We start from the raw sequence: 11,384 nt of genomic DNA, 5'->3' as shown, positions 1-11,384 counted from the left end.
GTAAGTATTTAATTACTTACCATCTTAATCAAAAGCCGCTTGCGCGTCAAACCCTCGCCGTACCGAGAATTAGCTGAAGAAATTTGGCCAAACGAGCGCGTACATCAAAGTTTCGCCATGCTTAGCTACAAAATTTGTAGGAATTGCCCCGACCCCATGTGCAGGGGTGCTGCAAAAAAGGGGGCCTAATTAGTCGTATTGAACACAATCAGCGGTTCTGAACCCATCGGAGAGATGCCATAACCATCAAACAGTCTTCAGCCGTGCCGCTACTAACGCGAGATCAAAGTAATCAACGCTGCGAATTCACGCCAATAAATTTGCGGCAAGATCAAGCGGAAATTGTGTCAACAATCCGTTCAGCACACGCCTTGGCCTGTGCGGCATCCCGTGCCTCCACCATCACTCGCAACAGGGGCTCGGTGCCACTCGCCCGTATCAGCAAACGCCCGCTATCACCTAATTCAGTCTCTACCGCTTGCGTTTCACTGGCGAGATTGGAACTCGCTTTCCAGTCCTGGCCCGGTTTCAAGCGAACATTAATCAGGGTTTGGGGAAACAAGGTAACACTGGCTAGCAATTCGGCCATGCTTTTGCCACTTCGAACGCAAGCTTGCAACACCTGCAAGGCCGAAATCAATCCATCCCCTGTGGTGTGTTTGTCAAGCGCCAGCAAGTGGCCAGAGCCTTCTCCACCGAGCAGCCACTGGTGCTTTTCAAGCTCCTCCAGTACGTAACGGTCACCCACTTTAGCGCGCACAAATTGCACGCCACGGGCCTTCAGTGCCACCTCCACCGCCATATTGGTCATCAAAGTACCAACCACGCCTGGCACCTCTTCATCACGCCCCAGGCGGTCGTCTGCGATCAGGTACAAAAGCTCGTCACCGTTGTACAGGCGGCCGTTAGCGTCAATCAGTTGCAGACGGTCAGCGTCGCCATCGAGCGCGACGCCAAAATCGGCCTGATGCATCTTGACCGCTTCAATCAAAGCCTGTGGGTGAGTGGCACCCACTTCGTGATTGATGTTCAACCCATCGGGCGAACAACCGATAGCCACAACTTCTGCACCCAGTTCGTGAAACACCTTGGGCGCAATGTGATAGGCCGCGCCATGCGCGGCGTCCACCACAATTTTCAGGCCTTTGAGTGTCAAGTCATTGGCAAAAGTACTTTTGCAGAATTCGATATAACGGCCTGCCGCATCGTCCAGCCGACGGGTCTTGCCCAGATTGGCAGAGTCCGCCCAAGCCGGGTCCTCACCCAGCGCAGCCTCAACATCCGTCTCCCATGCATCGCACAGCTTGGTCCCTTTGGCACTGAAAAACTTGATGCCATTGTCAGCAAAGGGGTTGTGACTGGCGCTGATAACCACCCCCAGTGAGGCCCGCAGAGTCCGTGTCAAATAGGCCACGCCAGGCGTTGGCAAAGGGCCCAGTAGCACCACATCCACACCGGCAGAGTTAAAACCACTCTCCAACGCACTTTCCAGCATGTAGCCAGAGATGCGGGTGTCTTTGCCAATCAATACCGTTGGTCGCCCTTCAGATTTCTTGAGGACACGACCCACCGCATGCGCCAGACGCAACACGAAATCAGGCGTGATGGGCGCTTGCCCCACGGTACCGCGAATGCCATCTGTGCCAAAATATTTTCTGTTCATTTTTATTCTCTAGCCCTTTAATTTACTCAACTCCATGCTATCTATTTAGTAGCATTTAGCACCTTGATTGCTTGCACTGTTTCCCGCACGTCGTGCACCCGGACAATGGAGGCACCGCGTTCCACCGCCAGCAGAGCAGCGGCCACACTGGGAACCATGCGTTCATGGACAACCAAGATTGTCTCCGAGATTGAATCAATGCCGGTGACTGCTGCCAGCGATGATTTTCGCGACCACCCTGCCAGCAGGGGATAGCCGCTGGTCAATAATTCATTTTGGCGTTTCAGCAGCGCAAAGTTCTGCGCCACAGTTTTACCAAAACCGATCCCGGGATCGATCACAATCCGCCCCTTATCAACCCCCTGCCCTTGTAAATTCTGGGCCACCTGATCCAGAAACAATCGCACCTGCGCAACAACATCGCCCTCCATGGGGGCGCTCTGCATCGTTAAAGGCTCACGGTGCATGTGCATCAGACAGACACCACACGAAGGATGCCGTGACACGACTTGCAGCCCATCCAATGGCGCAACGGCAGGGTTTGAGTCCGTCCAGCGCAAGGCCCAGATGTCGTTGATGATGTCAGCACCAAGATCCAGCACGGCCTGCATCACTTGAGGTTTGTAGGTATCGACAGACACAGGCACACCCAGCCTGACGGCTTCCCGTACCACCGGCAGGACACGAGTAAGTTCTTCTTCCAACGGCAAGGACAAGGAGCCTGGACGGGTCGTTTCACCGCCGATGTCCAGAATATCAGCACCTTCATTAATGAGCTTTTCACAATGTCGCAAAGCAGCTGCCGTGGACGCGTGCTGCCCGCCATCAGAGAACGAGTCGGGCGTGACATTGACAATCCCCATGATTTGGGGGGTTGTCAAATCAATAAGAAATCGGGTGGTGATCCATTTCATAGCGAACCTGGCACTTTAAAGAAAGCGGAAATTATGAATGACCGAAAGGGCGCATTGGCAAGTTATCAAAAAAAACGGGGCAGTAATGCCCCGTTTTTCAATTCACCTAGCAACTAGGCGGCTGTCGGTGCCGCGTCAGGCTTCACCGCCGGTGCGCCACCACCACTATTGCTGTCCCCACCTGATGCCGAGGACACACGCGGCGTCCAGTCTTTCGGAGGACGGGGCTCTTTTCCAGCCATGATGTCATCAAGCTGGTCACTGTCAATGGTTTCCCACTCCAGCAAGGCCTTGGCCATGGCGTGCATCTTGTCCTGATTGTCTTCAATGAGCTTGCGCGCCAAACTGTATTGCTGATCAATGATGCGGCGAACCTCCGCATCAACTTTCTGCATCGTCTGCTCGCTCATGTTGGTCGTCTTGGTCACAGAGCGACCCAGAAAGACCTCACCCTCATTTTCAGCATAAACCATAGGACCCAAGGCGTCGGTCATGCCATAACGGGTCACCATGTCACGTGCAATGTGGGTTGCACGTTCAAAGTCGTTACTGGCGCCCGTGGTCATCTGGTTCATGAACACCTCTTCAGCAATACGGCCACCAAACAGCATGCTGATCTGATGCAGCATGTATTCGCTGTCGTAGCTGTAACGATCCTGCGCGGGCAGGCTCATGGTGACGCCCAAAGCGCGACCACGCGGAATAATGGTCACCTTGTGAACGGGATCACATTTGGACAGCATTTTGCCAATCAAAGCATGACCAGATTCGTGGTACGCCGTGTTCTTGCGTTCACTCTCGGGCATGACCATGCTTTTGCGCTCAGGTCCCATCAGAATCTTGTCTTTGGCCTTCTCAAAATCCTGCATTTCCACCGTACGGGCATTGCGGCGCGCCGCCATCAAAGCCGCTTCGTTGCATAAATTGGCAAGGTCAGCGCCCGACATACCCGGTGTACCACGCGCGATAACACCCGCATTGACGTCCTGCCCCAAAGGCACCTTGCGCATATGCACATTGAGAATCTGTTCGCGGCCACGAATATCGGGCAAGGTGACATACACCTGTCGGTCAAAACGTCCTGGACGCAACAGCGCGGCATCAAGGATATCTGGACGGTTGGTCGCCGCCACCACGATCACGCCGACGTTGGTCTCAAAGCCATCCATCTCGACCAGCATCTGGTTCAGGGTTTGCTCACGTTCATCGTTACCGCCACCCAAGCCAGCACCGCGCTGACGGCCCACCGCGTCAATTTCATCAATGAAAATGATGCAGGGGGCATTTTTCTTGGCGTTGTCAAACATATCGCGTACACGGGATGCACCCACGCCAACGAACATTTCAACAAAATCAGAACCTGAAATAGAGAAGAATGGCACCTTGGCTTCACCGGCAATGCCTTTGGCCAACAAGGTCTTGCCAGTTCCAGGCGGGCCAACCAGCAACAGGCCACGAGGAATCCGGCCACCGAGTTTTTGGAATTTGGCCGGATCCTTCAAAAAATCGACGACTTCTTTAACTTCTTCTTTGGCCTCATCGCAACCGGCGACATCGGCAAAAGTAACCGTATTGGTATTTTCATCCAGCAAGCGGGCCTTGCTTTTGCCAAAGCTGAACGCGCCACCTTTGCCGCCGCCCTGCATTTGCCGCATAAAGTAGACCCAAACACCGATCAATAGCAACATGGGCCCCCAACTGACCAGCAAAGTCATCAGCAAGGAGCCTTCCTCACGCGCTTTCACATCAAATTTGACGCCATTGGCAATCAGGTCACCGACCAGACCACGATCAAGGTATGTGGCAGTGGTTCTGACTTTTCGGTCATCGTTGGTGACCGCAATGATTTCAGTACCGCCCTGGCCTTCCTGAATGATGGCGCTTTTAATCCGCTTGCCGCGAACTTCTTCCAGAAAATCGGAATACCCCAGCGAAGCGGCGCCTGCCGTACCCCGCGTATCAAACTGTTTAAAGACAGTGAAAAGCACAAGGGCAATGACAAGCCAGACGGCAATTTTCGAGAACCACTGATTATTCAAGCGAGGCTCCAATATGGACGCAAATAAGAAGACTAGACATAACTGGGACTTATTTTAGGCGTTTCAAGACGTGATGGATCGGGTATTCAGATTTTCGGCCACAGACAACGCATGGGTTTCAGGTTGACTTCAGACCCACACCGACCAGGAACGTTTCCGACGACTTGTCACGGGAAGCCTTGGGCTTGATCGGTTTGACCAGCAAAAATGTTGCTTTGAATCGCTTGACAAGCTGATCGTAAGCACCGCCATGAAAGACTTTGACGACCAGCGCACCCTGTGGCTTCATATGGTTTTGTGCGAATTCAATCGCCAACTCCACCAAATTTTCAATTCGTGCGGCATCGGCAGAAGCAATGCCAGACAAATTCGGGGCCATGTCGGACACCACCACATCCGCCTGTCGCCCCTTCATTTCATCCGTCAACCGTTGCAAGACATCCGCTTCACGAAAATCACCTTGTAAAAAGACAACCCCCTCAACCGGGTCCATCGGAAGGATATCCAAAGCGATGATGGTTCCATTGAGCGCACCCGCTGCTGCCCCACCGCTGGTTGCCGTTTTGGGCGACATTTTGCGCCTGACGTACTGACTCCAGGCGCCGGGAGTCGACCCAAGATCAACCACCAGTTGGCCTGGCTTGATCAAACCAAAGGCTTCATCAATTTCCTTAAGCTTGTAGGCGGCGCGGGCACGGTAACCTTCAAGCGTGGCCAGTTTGACGTAGGTGTCGTTGACGTGTTCGTTAATCCACGCCCGGTTTACCTTGCTGCTTTTAGTTTTGACTTTCATTTTTACCTTCGTGACCGATAATACCGGCATGTCTCAAATTCAATTGACCCCTGCCCAACGCAAAGAACATCGTGCCGAAGCGCATCACCTTGACCCCGTGGTCATGGTTGGTGGTGATGGACTCACTGCCGCTGTTAAAAAAGAAGCCGACGCGGCTTTGAACGCCCATGGACTGATCAAGATCCGCGTCTTTTCTGACGACCGGGCAGCCCGTGAAGCCATGTTTCAGACTTTGGCTGACGAACTCAATGCCGCTCCCATTCAACATATCGGTAAACTTCTCGTACTTTGGAGACCCATGCCAGAGCGGGAAAAGGCCGTGGATGAAAACCGCATGCCTGGCCCACGCGATATCAAAGTGCTGAAATACAGCAAAATGGCCGGCCAGCGTCCAGAAGTCAAAACGCTGCGCGTTCTTGGCAATCAGCGTCTGACGGCCGGTGGTCAGGTGAAGCGCGCCAAGCCCAAGCAAATCAGTATCAAAAAACGCAGTCAGACCTGATTTTCCTGACGCGGCGGCATCAATTTCCAGAATGTCGCCGCAGCGCAAAGCCACTGCAGCAAATACATGGCACTGCCAACACTGTGCCACACTCGTAAGTTATCCCGAGCCACAATTCGCGGCGCCACAGCAAACTCGGCCAACAGCGCCATCAAAACACCAACCGCTACTAAAATAATAGCTACTCTCGCAGTAGGAACGGGGGCTAGCGACCTATTCACCAATATTAGCAACAGCATTCCGCAGCCAGAAGATACCCACGTTTGAGCCGAGAACAACTTGGCGGCCATACTGCCGGCCATCGCGGGTGTTGGCAGATACACAAACAGCATGGGCACAACCAAAAACCCGATGGTGCTCAGGCTGACCCACCACAGAGCCGCCACCAACACCGGCAACCGTGGCATCAAATTAAACGTAACTAACCGTCACCACTTCATAGCGCTTAATGCCGCCGGGCGCCTGAACCTCTGCAGTATCACCTTGCTCCTTGCCAATCAACGCGCGGGCGATCGGGCTGCCAATATTGACCAAACCCAGTTTGATGTCAGCCTCATCTTCCCCGACGATCTGATAAGTCACCACATCACCTGAATCTTCGTCTTCGAGCTTGACGGTGGCACCAAATACCACACGGCCTTCAGCGTCCAGTTCGGCCGGATTAATGATCTGGCAGATTGACAGCTTGCTTTCAACTTCCTGAATACGCCCTTCAATAAAGCCTTGACGGTCTTTGGCGACTTCATACTCGGCGTTCTCGCTCAGGTCGCCCTGTGCGCGGGCTTCGGCAATAGCGTTAATAACCCAAGGACGGTCTACGGTCTTGAGTTTATGCAGCTCGGCCTTGAGCTTTTCAGCGCCGCGCTTGGTGATGGGAATGGTCGCCACGTACTGCTCCGTTTGAGTTTTATGTAATACAAAAAGATACCGCCGAGCGTTGCCGTTCGGCGGTATCTTGAGAGGCTGATTATGCCGTGATAGTCAGTTCAGAATCAAGCGGCAAGCAACTGCGCATGCATTTCCTGCACAGAAATCACGTCCAGATGATCCATGTGCGGCATGCCTTGCACTGCCGCTTCGGCACCGGCAATGGTCGTGAAGGTCGTGACCCGGGCCAGCAAAGCCGATGTCCGAATCTGCCGTGAGTCGGCAATCGCGTTACGCCGTTCTTCCACGGTGGTGATAACCAAGGAAATTTCGTTGTTCTTGATCATGTCCACAATGTGCGGCCGGCCTTCGGTCACTTTGTTGACCACCCCACAGGACACACCCGCGGCGTTCATGGCAGCGGCAGTTCCTTTGGTTGCAATCACAGAAAACCCCATGGCTGCCAGCGCACGCGCGACTTCGATGGCACGCGGTTTGTCGTGGTTTTTTACCGAGATAAAGATCTTGCCCGAAGCCTCGCCCGTGGGCTTGAATGGCCTCGGCAGTTTGGTCCCGGCCCCCATTTGTGATTTCACAAAGGCCTCACCAAACGTTTTGCCCACGCCCATGACTTCTCCTGTGGATTTCATCTCGGGGCCGAGAATCGTGTCCACACCAGGAAACTTGACGAACGGGAACACGGCTTCTTTCACGCTGAAATACGGCGGCGTCACTTCATTCTTGATGCCCTGCGACGCCAGCGACTGGCCAACCATGCAGCGTGCTGCCACTTTGGCCAGCTGAATGCCGGTGGCTTTCGACACAAAGGGCACGGTGCGTGAGGCACGCGGGTTGACCTCCAGGACAAAAATCACGTCTTTGCCATCAATGTTCTGGATGGCAAACTGCACATTCATCAAACCCACCACATTCAGAGCCTTGGCCATCGCGGCGGTCTGGCGCTTGATCTCGGTCACCGTTTCAGCACTCAGGCTGTAAGGCGGCAGCGAGCAGGCTGAGTCGCCACTGTGGACACCCGCTTGCTCAATGTGCTCCATCACACCACCGATGAAGGTACTGCCCTCCTGGGTCGCTGAGCCAGCATCCCGAATGCAATCCACATCGCATTCAATGGCGTCATTCAAAAAACGGTCCAGCAGCACCGGCGAGTCGTGGCTCACTTTGACGGCTTCACGCATATAACGCTCCAGATCGCGCTGCTCATGCACGATTTCCATGGCGCGCCCACCCAGAACGTAGCTGGGGCGCACCACCAGCGGGTAACCCAGCGCGGCGGCTTTTTCAAGTGCCTCAGGCTCGGTACGGGCGGTGGCATTGGGCGGCTGGCGCAAGCCCAGCTCGTGCAGCAACTTCTGGAAACGCTCACGGTCTTCCGCTGCATCAATCATGTCAGGCGAGGTGCCGATGATGGGCACGCCGTTGGCTTCCAGGTCCAGTGCCAGCTTGAGCGGCGTCTGGCCACCGTACTGCACGATCACGCCAAATGGTTTTTCCTTGTCGACGATTTCGAGCACGTCTTCCAGTGTGAGTGGCTCGAAATACAGTCGGTCTGAGGTATCGTAGTCGGTTGAAACCGTCTCGGGGTTGCAGTTGACCATGATGGTCTCGTAGCCGTCTTCACGCATCGCCAGCGCCGCATGTACGCAGCAATAGTCAAACTCGATGCCCTGACCAATGCGGTTCGGACCACCACCGAGCACCATGATTTTCTTCTTGGACGTCGGCTCGGCTTCGCATTCGCTGTTCTCGGACTCATAGGTCGAATACAGGTAAGCGGTATCGGTCGCAAACTCGGCCGCACAAGTGTCCACGCGTTTGTACACCGGGCGCACACCCAGGGCGAGACGCTTCTCGCGAATGACGGTGTCCGTAGTTTTCAACTGACGCGCCAGACGGCGATCAGAAAAACCTTTTTGCTTGAGCGCACGCAAGGTGGGCGCATCAATGGCGTCGAGCGTGGTCGTTTCCAGTTCCAGCTCGATCTTGACGATCTGCTCGATCTGCACCAAAAACCAGCGGTCGATCTTGGTCAGCGCAAACACTTCTTCCACGCTCATGCCCATCGCAAAGGCGTCGCCCACGTACCAGATGCGCTCGGGACCGGGCTCACCCAGTTCTTTTTCCAGCACTTCACGGTCTTGCGTTTTTTCGTTCATGCCATCGACGCCGACTTCCAGACCGCGCAAGGCTTTCTGGAACGATTCCTGGAAGGTGCGACCAATCGCCATCACTTCGCCCACCGATTTCATTTGGGTCGTCAACCGGCTGTCCGCCGCCGGGAATTTCTCGAACGCAAAACGTGGAATTTTGGTGACCACGTAGTCAATACTCGGCTCAAAACTCACGGGAGTCGTCCCCCCGGTGATGTCATTGCGCAACTCATCCAGTGTGTAGCCCACCGCCAGCTTGGCCGCCACCTTGGCAATCGGAAAACCAGTGGCCTTGGACGCCAACGCCGAGGAGCGAGACACGCGCGGATTCATCTCGATCACGACCATGCGCCCGTCTTCGGGATTGATGGAGAATTGCACGTTGGAGCCGCCAGTATCCACTCCAATTTCACGCAGTACCGCCAGCGAGGCATTGCGCAGAATCTGGTATTCCTTGTCGGTCAGCGTTTGCGCTGGCGCCACCGTGATGGAGTCGCCGGTGTGCACGCCCATCGGGTCTAAATTCTCGATGGAACAGACGATGATGCAGTTGTCGGCCTTATCGCGCACGACTTCCATCTCATACTCTTTCCAGCCCAGGAGTGACTCTTCAATCAGCAACTCATTGGTGGGCGAGGCTTCCAGGCCGCGCTTGCAAATAATCTCAAACTCTTCCGAGTTGTAGGCAATGCCGCCACCGGTGCCACCCAGCGTGAAGCTGGGCCGAATCACGGTCGGAAAGCCCAGCGTCTTTTGCACCACCCAGGCTTCGTCCATCGTGTGCGCAATGCCCGAACGGGCCGAACCCAGACCAATCTTGGTCATGGCATCCTTGAACTTCAGGCGGTCTTCCGCCTTGTCGATGGCCTCGGGGCTGGCGCCAATCAGTTCGACATTGTATTTTTCCAGCACGCCGTGGTGCCACAGGTCGAGCGCGCAATTGAGCGCGGTCTGGCCGCCCATGGTGGGCAGAATGGCGTCAGGCCGCTCTTTGGCGATGATCTTCTCGACCGTCTGCCAGGTGATGGGCTCAATATAAATGACATCGGCCGTGGCCGGGTCGGTCATGATCGTGGCGGGGTTGCTGTTGATCAGGATGACTTTGTAGCCCTCTTCGCGCAGCGCCTTGCAGGCTTGCACGCCGGAGTAGTCGAACTCGCAGGCCTGACCAATGATGATCGGGCCAGCGCCGATGATGAGAATACTTTTCAGGTCGGTACGCTTAGGCATTGTTGCGGGTCTCCATCAGCGCGGTGAAGCGGTCAAACAAATAGGCAATATCGTGTGGTCCGGGGGATGCTTCCGGGTGGCCCTGGAAGCAAAACGCCGGCTTGCCCGTCCAGGCCAAGCCCTGCAATGTGCCGTCAAACAGGCTGATATGCGTGGCGCGCAGGTTGGCTGGCAGCGTTTTTTCATCCACCGCAAAACCGTGGTTCTGGCTGGTGATGCTGACGCGGCCGGTGTCCAGGTCTTTGACCGGATGATTGGCCCCGTGGTGACCAAACTTCATCTTGAAGGTCTTGGCACCCGAGGCCAACGCCATGATCTGGTGCCCCAGACAAATACCGAAGGTCGGGATGCCCGACTCGATCAATTCGGCGACTGCCGCAATGGCGTAATCGCAAGCCTGGGGGTCGCCCGGGCCGTTGCTCAAAAAGATACCGTCGGGCTGGTGCTTGAGCACCTCGGCCGCGCTGGTATTCGCCGGCACCACCGTGACGCGGCAACCGCGCTCGGCCAACATCCGCAGAATGTTGAACTTGACACCAAAGTCGTACGCCACAACGTGAAACTTCGGGCTCGCCTGCACGCCATAACCGGGCTTGCCCTCCAGTTGCGGATGCGCCAGCTGCCATTCAGTCTGCGTCCACTCATAGGCGACTTTGACCGACACGACCTTGGCCAGGTCGGTCCCCGTCATGCCGGGTGCGGCTTGCGCCAGTGCCAGCGCCTGATCAATGGCGGCCTGGGTGATCGATTCACCCGCGGCCAACGCCAGAATGCAGCCGTTTTGCGCCCCTTGGGTGCGCAAATGACGCGTCAGCTGGCGGGTATCAAGGTTGGCAATCGCGACCGTATTCTGTTGCAGCAGATACTGCGGCAGCGTCATGCTGGCGCGAAAATTGGACATGACAAGCGGCACATCCTTGACGATCAGGCCGGCCGCGTGCACCTTGGCCGCTTCGACGTCTTGCGTGTTAACGCCGTAGTTGCCGATGTGCGGGTAGGTGAGTGTGACGATTTGCTGGCAGTAGCTCGGGTCTGTGAGGATTTCCTGGTAGCCGGTCATGGCGGTGTTGAACACCACCTCGCCGACGGTAGAGCCAGTGGCTCCAATGGAATTTCCAACAAACACCGTGCCGTCTGCAAGCGCCAGAATGGCGGGGGGGAATGATCCCTGTAAAGACAAAAGCACTGGTTTCTCCGGATGGGGT

The 11,384-nt window shown here is 55.5% G+C and carries 9 protein-coding genes; 1 reads left to right on the top strand and 8 read right to left on the bottom strand.

Annotated elements, in window-relative coordinates; genetic code table 11:
• Positions 1-331: 331 nt before the first annotated feature.
• The 4 genes from glmM to HHJ17_RS17445 form a co-directional block, all read right to left on the bottom strand.
• Positions 332-1,663 carry a phosphoglucosamine mutase gene (gene glmM / locus HHJ17_RS17460; protein WP_296501818.1) on the bottom strand — a complete coding sequence of 444 codons (1,332 nt, stop codon included), beginning with the start codon at positions 1,661-1,663 and terminating at the stop codon, positions 332-334.
• A 41-nt stretch (positions 1,664-1,704) separates the two neighbouring features.
• Entirely contained in the window at positions 1,705-2,577 is an 873-nt protein-coding gene (folP, locus tag HHJ17_RS17455; protein ID WP_296501817.1) for a dihydropteroate synthase, read from the bottom strand.
• A 113-nt stretch (positions 2,578-2,690) separates the two neighbouring features.
• The gene (ftsH, locus tag HHJ17_RS17450) at positions 2,691-4,616 is read right to left on the bottom strand and encodes an ATP-dependent zinc metalloprotease FtsH (protein ID WP_296501816.1); all 1,926 of its coding nucleotides are present in this window, start codon (positions 4,614-4,616) and stop codon (positions 2,691-2,693) included.
• Positions 4,617-4,734: 118 nt separating this feature from the next.
• Positions 4,735-5,409: an RlmE family RNA methyltransferase gene (locus tag HHJ17_RS17445; RefSeq protein WP_296502009.1), complete on the bottom strand. Its 675-nt coding sequence runs from the start codon at positions 5,407-5,409 to the stop codon at positions 4,735-4,737.
• A gap of 28 nt (positions 5,410-5,437) precedes the next feature.
• Here HHJ17_RS17445 and HHJ17_RS17440 point away from each other — a divergent pair, with 28 nt between their 5' ends.
• Complete coding sequence (locus HHJ17_RS17440; protein ID WP_296502007.1) at positions 5,438-5,911, top strand: YhbY family RNA-binding protein; 474 nt, start codon at positions 5,438-5,440, stop codon at positions 5,909-5,911.
• Here HHJ17_RS17440 and HHJ17_RS17435 read toward each other — a convergent pair.
• The 4 genes from HHJ17_RS17435 to carA form a co-directional block, all read right to left on the bottom strand.
• On the bottom strand, positions 5,902-6,318 hold the full coding sequence (locus HHJ17_RS17435) for a DUF4149 domain-containing protein (protein WP_296501815.1): 417 nt from the start codon (positions 6,316-6,318) through the stop codon (positions 5,902-5,904). The two genes, HHJ17_RS17440 and HHJ17_RS17435, sit on opposite strands and share 10 nt — an antisense overlap.
• Before the next feature lie 4 nt (positions 6,319-6,322).
• Entirely contained in the window at positions 6,323-6,799 is a 477-nt protein-coding gene (greA, locus tag HHJ17_RS17430; protein WP_296501814.1) for a transcription elongation factor GreA, read from the bottom strand.
• 104 nt (positions 6,800-6,903) lie between these two features.
• Positions 6,904-10,179 carry a carbamoyl-phosphate synthase large subunit gene (carB, locus tag HHJ17_RS17425; RefSeq protein ID WP_296501813.1) on the bottom strand — a complete coding sequence of 1,092 codons (3,276 nt, stop codon included), beginning with the start codon at positions 10,177-10,179 and terminating at the stop codon, positions 6,904-6,906.
• On the bottom strand, positions 10,172-11,365 hold the full coding sequence (carA, locus tag HHJ17_RS17420; RefSeq protein ID WP_296501812.1) for a glutamine-hydrolyzing carbamoyl-phosphate synthase small subunit: 1,194 nt from the start codon (positions 11,363-11,365) through the stop codon (positions 10,172-10,174). Before carA ends, carB begins: the two co-directional genes overlap by 8 nt.
• Between the last annotated feature and the right edge of the window lie 19 nt (positions 11,366-11,384).

The sequence above is a fragment of the Rhodoferax sp. genome (assembly GCF_012927445.1).
GTDB lineage: Bacteria > Pseudomonadota > Gammaproteobacteria > Burkholderiales > Burkholderiaceae_C > Rhodoferax.
Note: the sequence above shows the minus strand (reverse complement) of the source record. Positions and strands in the feature narration are given on the sequence as shown.

What these genes read in the sequence shown, in the direction of transcription:
- HHJ17_RS17445 (WP_296502009.1), bottom strand. Translation starts at nt 5,409, where the DNA reads ATGAAAGTCAAAACTAAAAGCAGCAAGGTAAACCGGGCGTGGATTAAC.
- folP (WP_296501817.1), bottom strand. Translation starts at nt 2,577, where the DNA reads ATGAAATGGATCACCACCCGATTTCTTATTGATTTGACAACCCCCCAA.
- glmM (WP_296501818.1), bottom strand. Translation starts at nt 1,663, where the DNA reads ATGAACAGAAAATATTTTGGCACAGATGGCATTCGCGGTACCGTGGGG.
- HHJ17_RS17435 (WP_296501815.1), bottom strand. Translation starts at nt 6,318, where the DNA reads ATGCCACGGTTGCCGGTGTTGGTGGCGGCTCTGTGGTGGGTCAGCCTG.
- carB (WP_296501813.1), bottom strand. Translation starts at nt 10,179, where the DNA reads ATGCCTAAGCGTACCGACCTGAAAAGTATTCTCATCATCGGCGCTGGC.
- HHJ17_RS17440 (WP_296502007.1), top strand. Translation starts at nt 5,438, where the DNA reads ATGTCTCAAATTCAATTGACCCCTGCCCAACGCAAAGAACATCGTGCC.